Here is a 17,233-nt window from a genome sequence, read left to right as displayed (position 1 = left end):
GCTCCAGACCTTGACCGAACGACTGTACCTGTCGACACCGGCCAGGTCCCTCAACTCGTCCTGAGTAAGCCACGTCCGGTCTGCCGAGAACTGACCACCAACCCGCCAACCTTCAACCGCATACCGCTCCATTCGATGTCCCGTTCAATCGGGTAGGGGGGCTATTGCCCGCGACATCGTGATCGTCACTGAGGAGCTCATGTATCGCCGAACCGGCACTGCGGTGGCAGTTTATGAAACATTCAGGCTAGGTGCTCAAGTTGCCCATCATCTGTTTGGTCTGGTAGTTGATGATCATGTCGTCGTGTAAGGCCTTGGTGATGCGGCGCTCCTCGTCGGGCACGTTGCTGGCGGCCTCGAACTGCAATGCCAGGTCGTCCGACGGCGCGCGCTCGGCCTCGTCGAAGACCGACATGGCGATCGACGGCATGACGCCGAAACAGAACGAGCTCTTGCCGTCTGACCGCTACTTTTAACGTGCTCTAAAACGGTGGGACTACCATCGTATGTACCTAGCTACCACGGTTCCCCCTATGCGGGTGAGCTACTTTTAGTATTTTTGTTAAATGTCTCATTTTTCTGCAATGCAAAAATAGACTTTTCGTAACTATTGAATAGAAGAACTATTGTCGATATAATTTCCTTTCTGCATCATTGCAAATATTGATGGCAAGGTGACAGACCCTTTTTTGGCGAGCTTCGGGGAGTTCGTACACTGTCGCGTCGGAACCGAAGATGCAAAAACGTCCTACCCCTCAAGTTCCCGCCACTGGTCGGCTCCCGCATGAAGCGATGAGCCTGCTGTTGTCGCATCGCACAAAACCCCCGCTTTCCTAGCGTTCCCGGCACCGGTTCGGCCATCGCTTTGCGAGGCGAGGGCACGCTATTGCCACAATTTTGACGTCATGCTTCCTGGCGAGTTCAATTCTGTTTTCCTCCCGCACGACAGCTTGCCCACCGACTAATAACACGAATATTCATGCCCTCCATCTTTATGCGCACTGCCAGCATTGTTGATCCGATCGTCCGTCTCGCGCGGACAGGCGCCGTAGCCGTTCTGGCTTGCTTGGCGACCCTTGTTTTTGCCAACGCACGGCGTTCGCTTGCGCGCGCCTGCGGGCTGCTTGCGCTCTGTCTCGGCATGGGGTCGGCAATCGCGCAGACACCGGTGTCGGGGGCGATCAGCGTCAACACGCGCTGGACGGTAGCCGGCGGACCGTACATGGTGGCGGGCGATGTGGTGGTGCAAAATGGCGCGGTGCTGACCATCGACCCCGGCGTGACTGCCTATATGGGCGCGGGGGCAAGCCTGAAAGTGCAGGGCGGCAGCATCAAGGCAGCCGGCACCCAGGCCCTGCCGATCAAGGTCTTGTCGGAAAAGACCCGGCTCGGCGGCGCTGCCGCGGCGGGCGACTGGAAACAGTGGTTGTTCTCCCCGGGCGCCGTCAACAGCCAGCTCGATCATGTGCTGTTCGAACATGGCAGCGGCCTGGTGGTGCAGGGCAGTTCGCCCGTATTCAACTTCCTCAATATTCGCAATCAGCTGGGTGCGGCCATCACGGTCGACCTGGCTGCTTCGCCATCAGGGCTTGCTAATCAAGCCAGCGGCAATATCCTCAACGGCATTTCGGTGCCGGGCGGCGATATCACCGGCAGCGTCAAGTGGGCATTGCGCGGTATTCCTTACGTCGTTGCCAATGGCCTTGTCTCGGTCGGCGCCAGCCCTGCCATCTCGTTTGTATCGCCTGAGTCGATCCAGGCCGGCCAGACCATGACGGTCAACCTGACCGGCACCCGCCTGAGCGGGCTGTCCAGCGTGTTTTTCGATTCCGCCGGCATGAGCGCCCAAGTGCTCGCGGGCGCGACCGATACCCAAGCCGCTGTGTCCGTCACGGCCGGCAGCGCTGTCGCCTCCGGTCCGGTCACCATGCGCCTGCTGACGAATGCCGGCTGGTCCAGCCCGAACAACATCCTGTCCGTCGCGCGGGCGCAGCCGACCTTGAACAGCATCTCGCCGTCGCCGATCTACACCGGGCAGGGAACGGTCGCGCTGACCGTTAACGGACGCGACTTCACCAGCCAGTCCGCAGTCTTGCGCGACGGCACGGTACTGCCCACCCAATTCGTTTCAGCAACTCAACTGCGTGCGAGCATTGATACCCCATCGGCCAGCAGCAATCTGGCCATCAAGGTGCGCACCCCCGACCCATTGAATGCAGGCCAGTTCCTGTTGTCGAATGAATTGGCGCTGCCGGTCTTGACCGCGCAACTGGCACTCACGCCAGCGAGCGCATCGATCGTCAAGGGCGCGGTCCGGACGTACACGATTACCTTGCCTTACCCGGCCCCGGCCGGCGGCTCGTCGGTCAATCTGGTCTCGAGCGTACCGACCGTCGCCAACCTGCCGGCCAGCGTGCTTGTGCCAGCGGGCCAGAGCAGCGCGACGGTCCAGTTGACGGCCGCCGAACTGGGTGCCACAACCATTACCGCAAGCAAAGTTGGACTGGGCAGCGCGCAGGCCCAGATCACCGTTGTTGCGCCTCCGACCCTGACATTGGCGCCTAACCTGTTGAACCTGGGTGTCGGCCGCAAAGCCGAGTTGACCTTGAGTTCGAGCGTGCCGGCGGGTCCGGGCGGCCTCGTGGTTGCGGTCACTTCCAGTTCGCCCGCAACAGCCACGGTGGTCTCGTCGGTCACCATCGCCGCAGGCAGCAGCAGTGCCGTGGTCAGTGTGTCCACGCTCGCCTTGGGTAGCACCATCATCAGCGCCGATGCGCCGGAGTTCGTTAAGGCGAGCGCGACGGTCAAGGTGCGTCCTTTGTCCCTGAACCTGCCTGCCGGAGCGCTGGTCGCACCCGGCCTGACCCGCTCGATTCCGCTCACCTTGTCCGATCCGGCGCCAAGCGGTGGCCTGGTGGTCAAGCTGGTCAGCGATAACCCGTCCGCCGCCACTGTGCCGGCATCGGTCACCGTGCCGCAGGGCGAGAGTTCGGTCAATTTCATCTTGACCGGGGTGGGGACTGGTTCGGCATGGGTCAATGCGAGCGCCGCCGGCCATGAGGCCGCCTCTATGAGGACGGACGTCGATACGGTCAGCATCCGCTTCGGCAGCCCGGCCGTGAACAGTCTGTTTTTGCCGGAAGAAATCAGCAGCACCTTGGTAGTGACCTTGTCACGCCCCGCTCCGGCGGGCGGCGTGGTGGTGGCCTTGGCCAGTGGCAACGCCGGCGTGGCTGCGGTGAGTCCGGCAAATGTCACCATTGCTCAGGGTGAAACATCGAGCGGGGCGGCGACGGTCCGGGGCGTCCTCAAGGGAAGTACGACTTTGTCAGGCACGGCCCAGGGCCTCAGCCCGGTCAGTATTCCGGTCAGCGTCAGCGCCAAGCCGTTCCTGCAATTCGAAAGCAGCGCCATCGTGGTCGGCAAGGGTCTGCAAACCTCTGAAGTCTATCTTTATCGGCGCACCGAAAACGGCGCCTATTCGGCAGGCACAGCCTTGACAGTGACCCTGACCAGTAGCGATCCCGGCAAGGTGAGCGTGCCCGCCAAGGTGGTGATCCCAGCCAATTCATCGTATGTGAATTTCAATATTGCCGGCGTTGAGCTGACGGCGACCGACGTCACCATCAATGCCACCCCAGGCGAGAGCGCCTATGCTGCGCCGTCGGGCAAGCTTGCGGTGAAAGTCGTCAACCCGCTATTCAATTTTGGAGCCCTCGATAAGGACCGTATGGTGGGTAGCGCCCGCGATGATTTCTACCTGCAGGTCAACGTGCCAGGCGCGTCCAGCCCAACGAGTCAGACAGCAGCGGCCGACCTGCCGATCAGCCTGTCGATCGTCGATGCCAGTGCGGCGGGGATTGTTTCTCAATTCTTCGCCGCGAGCACCGGTGGCGCCCCCGTGACGCAAGTTGTTTTGTCGAAAGGCCACTCCTACACACATTACGCCAGTGGCGTAACCTACCTCGACTCGCCACTAGCCGTCGGTACCTACAAGGTGAAGGCAACTGTCTTCGGTGGTGCCGGCTCGGTCTCGCCGCTGGTGACGGTTGGAACACCGCAGTTGAAGTTCTCGCGCACCGATGTCGTCGTGGTGGGCAAGGGCATGCGGACCAATAGTTCCGAGATCTCTGTGTCGCGCGTCGCTAACGGCGTCGCTAACAACGGCGCCGAAACCCTGACGGTGGCCTTGACCAGCAGTGATCCGTCGAAAGTGACGGTGCCGGCCACGGTCACCATTCCGGCAGGCAGTTCGGAAACCCCCGTTTATGTGACCGGTGTGGAACAGACAGGTGCGAGCCCGGTGACGATTACCGCCAGCGCCAGCGGTATCGCGCCGGTAACCTTTACGGCAAAAGTCATTGTGCCGGTGTTCAAGTTTTCGCACTTCGAAACCATGCGTACTCCTGCGAGCGTACGCGACGATTTTCTGCTTCGCGTCAATGTGCCGGGCGCTAACTACCCCGATCAGACGGCCGCCAGGGATACGCCGATCGACCTGACGATTGCCGACGCCAATCCCGCCGGCGTGGCGCCCGAGTTCTACAGCGTGCAGAGCGCCGGGACCCCGATCAAGCAGGTGATCTTGCGTAAGGGGGAGACGTACACTCATGCAACGGAAGGGGTTTCCTACGTCGGCACCCCTGGCATGCCCGGCAGCTACAAGATGCAGGCAAGCGTGGCCGGTATCGGCAGTGCTGTGTCGGAGTTGGTAACCGTATCGCAACCGGATCTGATGTTTAACCGATCAAGCGTGGTCGTTGCCAAGGGCTTTGATACCGCCAATGAAGAACTGTTTATCTCGCGCTCGGTGGGCGGCACCAGGTTCAAGGGTACCAACCCGCTGACGGTCACGCTGACCAGCAGCGATCCCACCCGCGCCAGCGTGCCGACGACCGTCACCATCGCGGCTGGCCAAGAGTACATATCCGTGCCGGTGAGCGGTGTGAATTTGACGAGCGCAACGCCGGTCACCATCGAAGCGACAGCGGCAGGCTACAACGCTTCCGGAAAAGTTGCGACGCAGGTCGTAGCGCCCGTGTTTTCCTTTTCCGAGCTGGACGCGGACCGCAGCCCGGCCAGCGGGCGCGACGATTTCTATATCACGGTTGCCACGCCGGGATCCAACAATTCGGGAAGCCAGGTCGCCACCACCGATCTGCCGCTGGCCTTGTCGATCGTCGACGCCAGTCCAGCCGGCACGGTGGAAGGGTTCTACAGCGCCCAGACCGGCGGTGCCGCGATTACCGAGGTCGTGATACGCAAGGGGGCTACTCACTCGCGAACGACTAATGGCTACACCTACGTGGCCACGCCAGCCACGTCCGGCAGCTACAAGGTCAGGGCAGCAGTGCAGGGGGGCGCCAGCGTGACGTCGAGCGGAACCAATGTCAGTGCCCCGGAATTGCGCTTCAGTCTAGCCAGTTTCCCGGTTGGCAAGGGTTTGACAAGCTACAACGGCGACCTGACCGTGCACCGCGCTTCGAACGGAAAAGATTTCAAAGGTGTTGCCGCGCTGACGGTGAACCTGAGCTGTACATCGACCGCCATCTGTTCCGTACCGCCGAGCGTCGTCATTGATGCTGGCAGCTCGTACGCCACGGTCCAGGTGACCGGTACCGGTATCGGCAGTACCACGGTCACCGCCAGCGCCGTCGGCTATAGCGCCTTGCAGGACCTGGCGCTGAGCGTGATCGCGCCTGAGCTGCTGATGAGCGGACCGGGCAATACCAAGGTCGGTGAGGCGAGCAACGTGTCGGTGTACTTCAGTGTGCCCGGCGCCTCGAACAGACAGTCGCCTGACAAGGACCTCGTAGTGAACCTGACCAGCAGCGCACCAGGGGTGGCGACCGTGCCCTCGACGCTGACGTTCAAGGCTGGCAGCACCACTTCCCAAAGCGTCAAGATGACCGGTGTGTCGGCGGGAACCACGACGGTGACCGCCAGCGGTATCGATATGAAGAGCGTGACGTCCGACGTCATCACCGTGTCACCCTAAGGAACGGCGATGACTCATTTCAAGAACAATTTAAGCGCGCACCTCATGCATAACAACGTGACCGATTACCGCACTCCCAACACTTCCCAGCGCCTGGTGGCGCGGGCGGTGATGACGGCCATGCTGGCCCAGATGATTCCGCTTCCGGCGCTGGCCGGCCAGTTGACGGTGGCCGACGGCGTAACCGTCAAGTTCGGCCAGGATGCCCAGCTGGTCGTGCGCGACCAGCTCACGGTCGGCAAGAGCGTCGTGCTGACCAGCCAGAAGGACGATAGCGCCGGCGGCGCCAGCGGCGCCACGGCGCAGAAAGCCGCCCCCGGCGACTGGCGCGGCGTGCGCCTGGAAAAATCGGCGGCCAGCTACGGCACCGTGAACCTGTCGGACCTGGTGCTGCGCTTCGGCGGCGGCGCCGATATCGATGGCGCGGGCGCGGCGCTGACCGTGCGCGCGGTCAATTCGGTCATGCAGAACCTGGACTTCAGCGACAACCTGGTCGGCCTGCGCCTGCTGGACGTGTCCAACGCCACCTTGCAAGGCACCAGCTTCATGCGCAACGGCACCGGCATGGACGTCGACAAGAGCGCGCCGACGGTCTCGGCCAGCCAGTTTGTCGGCAATACCGCCTTTGCGATCAATAACAAAACCCCGGCCACAACGGTGCTTGCCACCAACAATTGGTGGGGCAACGCCAGCGGTCCGCGCGAAGCGGGCGCCAATCCGCAAGGGCAGGGCGACAAGGTCTCGACCGGCGTCAACTTCGCCAGCTACCTGGCGGCGCAGCCCTTGCTCAATCCGACCTTGCGCATGGCCGTGCCGGCCATCTACGTCGAGCAGCACGCGGTGGCGCTCGAACTGTCGTGCCTGAACGCGACCGAATATCGCCTCGCTGAAAAGGGCGCCTTTGCGAACGTCGCGTTTGCCCCGTTGACGAACGGGCGCGCCCAGGTCACGTTTACCACGTCCGACGGCGACGGTAACAAAGGGATCGAGGTCCAGTACCGCAATGCGGGCGGCGCCATCGTCAGCGCGTCGCTCGCCGGCGGCGTGCTGGTCGATACGCTCGCCCCCGTGGTCAGCATCAGCTCCCCCGCAGCCGGCAGCGTGGTCGCCCAGCCGGTATCGATCCAGGCCAGCGCGACCGATCTCGGCGGCATTGCCAACGTCCAGTTCTTCATCGACGGCGTGTTGGCCGCAACCAGCGTCAATGCGCCGTACAGCTACGCCTGGAATCTCGACGGCAGCCCCGACGGCGCGCACACCATCAAGGCCGTCGCCACCGATGTTGCCGGACGCAGCGCCGAAAGCAGCAGCGCCATCACCGTCAAACGCTCGGCCGTGGTACCCGATACCGCCGGCCCGGACCTGAGCAATATCAGTTTCAATGGCGTGGCCCTGGCCAACGGCGCCGTGCTCACGCGCAGCGCGGCCCTGACCTTGTCGGCCAGCGACCGCAGCGGCATTGCGCGCATCGAATTGCTGCTCGACGGCGCCGTGATCGGCACCGCCAGCGGCAGCGCGACCTACACCCTGATGCTGGACCTGGTCAATGTGGCCAATGGCGCCCACACGCTGGCCTTGCGCGCCACCGATTCGCTCAATAACGTCAGCACCAGCAGCTACACGGTAACGGTCAACCATGCGGCGCCCGCAGCGCCCGCACTGACCTCGCCGGCCAGCGGCAGCACCACCCGCGAGCCTGCGCTCACGGTGTCGGGCAACACTGTGCCAGGCGGTACGGTGCAGTTGGTCCTGAACGGGAAAAACGCCGGCCCGGCCATCGTCAGCGGCAGCGGCGGCCAGTTCTCCGGCAGCCTGACCCTGGCGCCCGGCGTCAATGAGATCAAGGCCACGGTCACCAGCCAGTACGGCACCAGCGCCGCTTCGGCCGCGCTTGCCGTCACGCTCGACGCCACCGTGCCGTCCAGTCCGGGCAACCTGACGGCCCTGGCGCAGCTGGCCGGCAAGGTGCATCTGGGCTGGACCCGCTCGGTCGATCAGAACACCACCGGCTACCTCGTGTATCGCGCCGCCGCGCCCTTCGATTTGATCAGCCAGGCCGTGAAAGTGAGCAGTGCGCCACTGAACGCGGTGCAGTTCGACGACCTCCCGCCGCAAGACGGCGCCTGGTCGTACCGCGTGGTTGCGGTCAACCAGGCCGGCACGCCTTCGCTGCCGAGCAATCCGGTGCAGGCCAGGTCGGACAGCACGGCGCCGAAGGCGGTGTCGATTGTCTACACCCCGCTCGGCAAGACCGATGCGGCAAGCGGCCGGGTCGGCCAGGGCAAGGTGAATGTGGTGCTGACCGTCAGCGAACTGCTGGAATCGGCGCCGTATCTGTCGTTGATCGTGCAGGGCACCCCGCCGATGCCGGTCGAACTGGCCAAGGGCGCCGGCAATACCTATACCGGCAGCTTCGTGATCGACCAGAAGACCGGTTCCGGCACCGCCAATGCGCTGTTCTCGGCGCGCGACGCGGTCGGTAACCGCGGCACCGAGATCGATGCCGGCGCCACGCTGGCCATCGATACCGCCGGCCCCGCGCTGTCGGGCATCGTGCTCAATCCGGGCTCGCCGATCAAGAATGAAACAGGAATAACGGTCAACGCCAGCCTGAGCTTCAGCGAAGCGCCGGCAAGCATGCCGCAAGTGAAGTTCTCGCTGTCCGGTTCCACGGGCAACCCAACCGCGCTGAGCGGGCTGGCCAAGGTCAGCGCGACCACCTACAGCGGCACGCTCACCTTGCCGGCCAATGCCGGTATGGCCAGCCCGGAAGCGCTCAGTTTCAGTGTGGTGGCGCAGGACGAGCTGGGTAATGTCTCGACCCGGGTGTCGGCGTTCAACCGCTTCCAGGTCTACAAGGGCGATTTGCCGCCGCTGAACGTGCCGTTCGGCTTTACCGCGCTGGCCCAGCCCGGCGGCAAGGTCAAGCTGAGCTGGCAGGCAGTCGAGGAAGCATCCAGCTACCAGCTGTACCGCCAGGCGCCAGGCCAGCAAAGCCTGACCGTGCTGAAACGGACGTCGGGCATCGAGTACATCGACCAGGCCAGTCCGGACGGCGTCTACAAATACGCCGTGGCGACGGTGCGCGCCTCGAACGGGCAAGAGTCGGTTTCCGGCCAGAGCGCCGCGCAGGAAGTGACTTCGCGTGCGAATGCGCCCGGGGCGCCGCAAAGCTTGATGCTCAAGCTGGCCGGGCCGGGCGTTGCGGCCAGCTGGCAAGCGCCGCTGTCGAGCTCTGTCGCGTACTACAACCTGTACCGCGCCGGCGGCACCAGCATCGGCAGCATTGCCGGGCTGACCCCGCTCAAGTCGCGCATCACGACCTTGCTGACCTACGACAGCAATCCGTCGCCGACCCAGGGCGCGTATGTGGTCACCGCGGTCGACGCGGCCGGGAACGAGTCGGCGATGTCGAACTCCAGCTACCTGAACGCCAGCCTGTTTCCAGTGCGTCAGCTCAGGGTGGAGCAGATCGACAACAACTTGCCAGTGGTCAGCTGGAGCGCGCCGAACGGCAGCGTGGCCGGTTACCTGGTGTACGCCGGTCCGGACAGCGCCAAATTCAAGCTGACTCCAGCGGTCAGCGGCGCCACCAGCCTCACCGATACCGGTTACACCGCCGGCGAGCGCCGCTACACGGTCGCCTCGGTGGACGCCAACAACGCCGAACAGCCGCGCAGCATCGTCTTGCCAAGCGTGAGCACGGCCATCGTGAGCGGCCTGCCGATCAAGCGCGGCATGATGAACCGGCTGCAGGCGCAGGTCGTCAATACCTCCGCCAGCAAGCTCGATAATGTGCGCGTGGTCGTGCGTTTGCCGATCGACAAGGAAGGCAAGCAGTTCAAGGACCACAAATCGGATCCGTTCCCGCTCGGCGCCAACCAGACCCGCCTGGTATCGGTGATCGTCGGTGGCTACGCCGACCTGGGCGGTGCTCCACTGGCGCAGGTCGGTGTCGAGATCGCTCAGGACGAGGACAGCCTGGTCAAGGTCGCACGCAGCCAGACCCTGTCGGTGAGCGAAGGCTCGCTGGTGGTCGGCATCAGCACCGACGGGTTCACCCGCGGCGGCACCGGCAAGGTCAAGCTCAACATCGAAAACACGGGCGACGTCGACGTTGAACTGTTGACCGCGACCGCCGGCGGCGCCAAGGAGTCGACCGAACTGCGCTTCAAGTTGTTGGACAGCGACGGCAATGTGCTGGCAACCCAGCCGTACAAGCAGGTATTCGGTGCCAACGTCGTGACCCTGCCCAACGGCCAGACCGTGGCCCGGATTGCCGCTGGCGAGACTTATGTATCCGAGGTATTCGAACTGATCGTACCAGCCTCCAGCCCGAACGCGATCCGCGTCAAGCTTGAAGTCGACAAGCTGCGTTACCACAGCGGCGAGCCGGATGAAGTTCAAGTCGCGGGGCGTGGTTCCGCGCGCACGGTGTCGCTTTTGGATACAGCGTACTTTGCCGAGTTGATCGATATTTCCCCGGTAAATTCGTTCGGCGACGAAGACATCGTCATCAATGGACATGCACTCGACCGTATCGGCAATGCTCGCTTACCGAATGCGCGCGTGAAAATTGTGTTCAACCAGGAAGGTTTCGAGCGCTCGTTCAGCGTGCTGACCGACGGCGCGGGCGATTTCAAGTACACGTTCAAGCCGACCATCACCGATGCCGGTCTGTATAAAGTCAGTGCAGTGCATCCGAGCATTACCGATCGTCCCGAGCAAAAGACCTTTACCATTCATCGCGTTAGCGTCGGGCCATCGCCGTACAAACTTGACGTGCCGAAAAATGTGCCGTTCTCGATACCGTTCGTCGCCAAGACCGGAGCCGGCACATCCGCAAGCAAGCTGCGTCTGACGTTGGATGCAGCCAGCCAGCCTACCGGGAAAATTCCTGCAGGTATAAGCGTTCAGTTTGCTATGCCGGTATTGATGGGCGAACGCGAAACCAAAAATATCCCGGCCATATTCACGGCTAGCAACGAGGCCCAGCCTTCTGGCAGTCTGATCTTCAACCTCGTCAGCGCCGAGCATGAGAACGCGCCGATGGGACAGGTGACCGTCAACTACATGTTGACAGAAGCGAAACCATTTTTGGGCTACTCTCCGGCCGTTCTTGAAACGGGAATGGCGCAAGGTGGCAGTCTGGTCGAGACAGTAAAGGTCAAGAATAATGGTGCCGAACAGGCTGTCAATCTGCGCTTCAGCCTGGCCATGCGCAATGGCAGCGCCGTGCCGGCGTGGGCGACGATCGCCAGCCAGTCAGGCGGTTCGCTGCCCGTCGGGGCCGAGCGGGCGGTCGATCTTTCGTTCATGCCGCCAGCGGCGACCGTGGCCGATACGTACGAATTTGTGCTGCGTGCGGTCGGTGACAACCTCCCGGCGCAGGACAGTTACGTCTATGTCAACCTGAGCCAGAGTGGAATAGGGAACGTGGTGTTCCGAGCGTCGGATATTTACACAGCCACGCCCGGCAAGGACGGCAAGGCTATCCAGGGATTGGCAAACGCGCGCATTACCGTCACCAATGAAGATGTTGCGACAACGACCAAGGAACTGGTCACCGATGCGATAGGCGAGGCCCGTTTCGATAATTTGCCCGCCGGCAGCTACAAATTCCGCGCGAAGGCGGCCAATCATCAGGAAACCGCCGGGCGCCTTCTGGTCAAGCCAGGTGTGACTGCGCTCCAAAGTGTCTTCCTCGATTACAACCTGATTTCGGTGGAGTGGAGCGTGCGTGAGATCAGCATTCAGGACCGCTATGAGATTGTGCTTCACACCACATTCGAAACCAACGTCCCGGCAGCGGTTGTGTTGTTGCAACCCGCCAGTGTGACACTGCCTCATATGAAGCCAGGTGATGTGTACTACGGAGAGCTCACGCTGACCAACTACGGTTTGGTACGCGCGGACAATGTGAAACAAAAATTGCCATTTGATAATTTATATTTCCGTTTCGAATTTCTTGTCGATGTGCCAGCTACGCTCGAGGCAAAGCAACGGCTTACCATCCCCTACCGGGTCATTGCTTTGCAGTCGGACATCAGTGGCAGCGGTGCCGCCTCCGGTGGCGGTTGTCTGGATTTTTCTGTGAGTTACGGTATTACTTGCAGTTACGACTGTGCTAATGGCGTGATCACAATGACGTGCGGCAGTGGGACCCTCTTTTCGCGCGATGGTGCCTCTTCGTGTCCGATTGCCGGTGGCGCCGGCGGTTGGGGCGGGGGAGGTGGCAGCGGCGGGGGAAGCGGCACAGCGGGGCCTCCGGCTAAAAAACTTCCCGGCGCGGATGTGGAGCGTTGTACCAACCTGCCCTCAACCAGCGGCGGTGCCGGCGGTCGAGGCGGTCGAGGCGGTCGCGGTGGCGGCGGCGGTGGTGGTGGTGGTGGTGGTGGTGGTGGCGCAGGCGGCGCAGGCGGCCCAGGCGGCCCAGGTGGCGCCGGCGGCGGCTCTGGCGGTGGCTCGGGAGCCAGTGGTGCCGGTGCCGGTCCGGGCGGTCCGGGCGGTCCGGGCGGTTGGGGCGGTTCCGGCAACATGGGCATGGGCGACAATGGCGCGGGAAGTGATGATCAAAATCAATGCGGTGTTTGACGAAGATGAAAAGAATGAATACGAGCAAGATAGATAAAAGATCCCGTGCCGTGCGCCAGACCGGTCTGTTGGTGCTTCAGGTGCTTGCTGGTCTGGTATGCGGACTGAGCGCGGTGTCCGCATCTACCCGCGCCGATACATCACGCACGGGATTGAACGTAACGCTGCCGAACGGCTTTGCGAACATCGACATCGATGACCTGTCGCTTGCCAGCACGGCCGGTCCGGTGCGCTGGAGCCGTGGCTGGGACGGCAAGGAGTGGAAGTTCAATGGTCATTGGGAGAGTTTGTCGCAAAGCTGGACCAATCTGACCGGAACCGCGGCAGGGGCTGCTTCCGGGAGCGGCGCGACGGCGATGCCGGGCGATGCCGGTTCTTCTTGCTGGATCCTGGTCGACGAAGAATGGAAACGCTCGACCGAGATTGTCATGAGCGATGGCTTGCCGTTGGGCCCGGCCATGCAATCGGAGCGCATTGCTTCGTTCAACAAGCGCTTGGGCGAGAAGGGCGCGGCACAAAAGGACTATGCCGATGAGCGTTCGGTCAATGTTGATTATGGCAATTTGTGCGCCGGGATGGGCATGCAGCCGGCACCCGTTCAGGATCTTGAGGCGCTGCGCCGCGGAAGCGAGCTGTACATGGGGTCCAATGGCAGGTACGGCTTTTCGAACCGTGCTTTTATTGAAAAACGGAAGATCAGCGCGCTGCCCGAACTGACCGCAGCCAATTTGTCGGCGAAGCTGGAAACCGGTAGCGTCAGCCTGACGCCGCTGGAAAAGGTGCCGGGCTACCGGTGGCTGGATAAGGCGGGAGAATGGATCGACTACAATAGCGCCGGGCAGGTGGTGGCGTATGGCGACAAGAACAATAACACCGTCTGGATGGCCCGCGACAATAGCGGAACGCTGCGCGGGGTGCTTGACGCAAACGGGCGCGTTCTTTTAACGCTGCATTACACCGGCCTTCTGATTACCGAGGTGCGCGATTATCCCATTGCCGGCGTCAGCCAGGATCTGGCTCCGCGCAGCGTCAAATACACCTACGACAAAGCCAATCGCTTGACAGCAGTGACCGACGCCCGCGGAAAAAGCACTTTCTATGCCTATGATAAGGCGAACCAGATTGTGAAGATAACCGACCCCGAGGACCGCGATCACTTGCTGGCCTACGTCGGCAGGACCGTTTCCAAACATACCGCGCCGGACGGCGGCGTGACCGATTACGCCTTCGATTACGACGATGTCAACAAGCAGTTCTCGAGCCGGATCACCTTGCCCGAATCGGCGGCAGGCCGGCGTGTTGAGCAGGTTGTCCATAACCGTGCGGGCCAGCTCGTCCGCACGCTCGTTAACGGGCGTGTCGATGAAGAAGTACGTTATGATCCGGCATCCCGGACTGAAACCCGCACCAACGCGCGCGGCTTTATCACCTCGTTTACGCGCAATGAATTCGACCAAGTGGTGCAGCAGCGCCAGGAAGACGGCTCCATTCTGAAATGGAATTACTCGGCTGGGAATCTGACGGTGCTCGATGCGGTCGATGTGATGGGGATCAAGACGGAGTACCAATATGATGTAAACGGCAATACGACTCGCATCATCCAGGCCGCCGGCACGGCTGAAGCACGAGTTACTGAATTGGATGTCAATCCGCTTGGCCAGGCCGTCAAAGTGACGCGCAAGGGCCGAACCGAAGTGAACGGTTTCGTTACGCCCGATTCAGTTGTGTCTCTAACGTATGATTCACTCGGTAACATTGAGACCTGGACCGAGCCTGAACACGGTGACCGCCGATTTATCCATAATCGTATTGGTATCCTGGTTGGCGTAAAAGACCCGCGGCATCACTGGTCGTATATGCAGGTCAACCCACATGGCCAGCCGGTGAAGCTGACCAATGCCCTTTCCCGCTCGGTTTCACTGGATTATGACAACGCTGGCAATCGCGTGCTGGGCATCGATTCGAACGCACATTCGATTCGATGGGCTTACGATAAGATGAACCGCTTGCTCCGCACCACCGCGGAGCTCGAGGCGATGACGACGACCGACTACGACAGCGCGGGCTTGGCGACCAGTTCCAGCGATGCGGACGGTCGCAGCGTGAAATTCGAATACGACGGATTCCAGCGCATCACCAAGCTCGTCGACGGCATGGGGAATGCGACGCGATTCGACTATCAAATCGGCGATGGCACCGCTGCCGGTCAACTCGGTAGTTTGGGATGGCCTACCGAAGTGGTGTTCCCGACCTTCGTGCAACGCAACCGCTACGATGAGCGCGAACGCATCACTTCTGTCGTGCAGGCAGACCAAAAAACGGTCAAGCAGAGCAGCTTGTCGAAGTATGATCAGCGCGGCTTGCGTGTCAGCGAGACTGATGCTTATGATAAGACGAGCAGGGCTGAATATGATGCTTTCGGAAACCAGTTGATCGTCACTGACAGGAACGGGAAGAAGAATCAGTTCGCCTACGATGTGCGGGGAAATTTGCTGCAGGTTACCGACGCCAATCTTCACATTCGGAAGTTTGAATACGACCGCAACGATCGTTTGGTCAAAGAAACGCTGCCGTTGGGGCAATCTGCGCGGATCAAGTACGATCTGGCTGGGAATATTGATGAATATGTCGACTTCAATGGCAACAAGATGGTCCACACCTACAATCCCCTGAACCAGATTATCGAAGTTGTTGACTTCGACCCCGCTGGCACGCAGCAGCGCAACGCGACATACAAGTGGGGGAAAAACGGCGAAATTCTCGAGTGGACGGGCAAGCACGGCGCGCTCGAAGCGAGCGGCAGTATGATATATGACAATCTCGATCGCAAGCTGAGCGAGACGGTGACCTATCCCGGCGGCTTCAGCATGGGATATTCGTATACCTATAGTCCTGCTGGCAAGAAAACAAGTTTGAAATGGCCGGACGGCACAATGATTCGTTACGGATACAGCAAGCACGGCTATCTCGACAGTGTCGAGCTTCCAGGCGAGGGCCGCATTAGTGTCAACGAGTTCAAGTGGACGGCGCCGGCCGCCGTCACGCTGCCAGGCGGCAGCGCCCAGGGTTACGGCATGAACGGCCTGTTGAAACCGACGACGCTCACCGTTAAGGGGCCGGACCAGCAACCATTGCTGGCACTTGATGCCGCCTATGGCGCCATGCAGGAACCAAAGCAGCTCAGCCGCACCAATGCGGGCGCGGGCATGACTACGATGACGAGCTATGCCTATGATGACGAACTGCGGCTTAAACAGGCAAGCACGTCCGGTGCAGGGGCAAGTGCGCATACCGAAACCTACACACTCGATCCGGTCGCCAATCGCATTGCACACAGTCAGGTTGCGGGAGCGTGGACCTACGATGCAAACAACCGCCTGATACAGCAAGGAACGGCGCCAGGCGCCATCACCTATAAGTATGACCCTGCCGGGAACATGACGCTGAGGACTGGGCCGGGAAATAGTGTCACAGAGTACGCCTATAGCCTGCAAAATCGTCTCATTTCCGTGAAGGACGGTACGCAGGGATTGATTGCCCGCTACGGCTACGATCCTTTGGGCCGGCGCATCTGGAAGGAGCAATACCGCGACCAGGCTGGCGCACCGATGGCGCAAGCGCTGCGAACCTACTTTCTGCATGCCGACGAGGGCCTTATTGCGGAAGCGACCCAGCCGATCCGGCTCAACGCCGACCAGAGTGTCGGCGTCGATGGCCCGGCGGTGATCACCACCGAGTACGGTCCGCGTCCCGATTCCCGGTTCACGAGCGGCGTGTTGTTCATCAAGACGAAAAACAGCAATGGCGAGGATACCGTTGGCTACTACCATCACGATTATCGAATGGCACCGGTACAGGCTACCGACCGTTCCGGAAAGATCGTGTGGGCTGCCGACTACGATGCGTTTGGCAGGGCAAGCATCACCACGCCTGTGGCGACAGCGGCAAACCCGACCATTACGTCGCATCTGCGCCTGCCGGGGCAGCGTGAGGACGTGGAAACGGCCTTGTATCACAATAATTTCCGCGACTACGATCCACGGATCGGACGCTACATTCAAAGCGACCCGATCGGCATAGCCGGGGGAATCAATACGTATGCGTACGTGTTGGGTAGTCCGACCACCCTGATCGACCCGAGCGGCTTGATTTGTGTTTCCGACGCTGTCAAAGACGGTATCGGTGGCGCGGCAGGGGCGGCAACTGCAGCGGCGATCAACACGCGCAATCCTTATGCGGCTGGGGCGTTCGGGGCGCTTGGTTTCGGGGCTGGCTACTTTGGGGGGTCCAAAGGCGCCGGCTTTGCGACCGGTTTTGCCTCCGGGGCGATGTCGGGTGGTCCCGGTACCTTTTCGTGGGGAGGAGCATGGTTTGAGGGAATTGCTAACGGTGCCGCCGCCCAAGAAGGCAGCGTTACTGCTGGCGCGATCGGGGGCGCAGTAGCAGGTGCTTTCAATCTTCCGCCGCTGCCGGCAGGTGCCAACCCGCATCACTGGACCTCTTTTATGAAGCCAGTGGGACGAAGTGCGTTGGCTGGCGCGGCAGGAAATGCTGCCGGCATCGCGACGAATTGGCTGGTCGACGAGTTTAATAAGAATTTCGGGGATTGCGATTGTGAGAAAAAATAAATCGATATGGCTG

General features: G+C 61.5%; 3 protein-coding genes and 1 pseudogene. 3 read left to right on the top strand and 1 reads right to left on the bottom strand.

What is annotated here, in order from left to right; genetic code table 11:
* Nucleotides 1-247: 247 nt before the first annotated feature.
* Nucleotides 248-409: pseudogene (locus F2P46_RS29740) on the bottom strand (RstR family transcriptional regulator); the annotation flags it as partial.
* A gap of 570 nt (nt 410-979) precedes the next feature.
* Here F2P46_RS29740 and F2P46_RS29735 point away from each other — a divergent pair.
* From F2P46_RS29735 to F2P46_RS29725, 3 genes are read left to right on the top strand one after another with little or no spacing between them, the layout of a single operon-like run.
* Nucleotides 980-5,998, top strand: a complete 5,019-nt coding sequence (locus F2P46_RS29735; RefSeq protein WP_166897113.1) for a hypothetical protein — start codon at nt 980-982, stop codon at nt 5,996-5,998.
* Between the two features lie 9 nt (nt 5,999-6,007).
* Nucleotides 6,008-12,592: an Ig-like domain-containing protein gene (locus F2P46_RS29730; RefSeq protein ID WP_166897110.1), complete on the top strand. Its 6,585-nt coding sequence runs from the start codon at nt 6,008-6,010 to the stop codon at nt 12,590-12,592.
* A gap of 14 nt (nt 12,593-12,606) precedes the next feature.
* The gene (locus F2P46_RS29725) at nt 12,607-17,220 is read left to right on the top strand and encodes an RHS repeat-associated core domain-containing protein (RefSeq protein WP_166897107.1); all 4,614 of its coding nucleotides are present in this window, start codon (nt 12,607-12,609) and stop codon (nt 17,218-17,220) included.
* The last annotated feature ends 13 nt before the right edge of the window (nt 17,221-17,233 follow it).

The sequence above is a fragment of the Massilia sp. CCM 8734 genome, from assembly GCF_011682155.1.
In the GTDB taxonomy this organism is placed as follows: domain Bacteria; phylum Pseudomonadota; class Gammaproteobacteria; order Burkholderiales; family Burkholderiaceae_D; genus Telluria_A; species Telluria_A rubra.
Note: the sequence above shows the minus strand (reverse complement) of the source record. Positions and strands in the feature narration are given on the sequence as shown.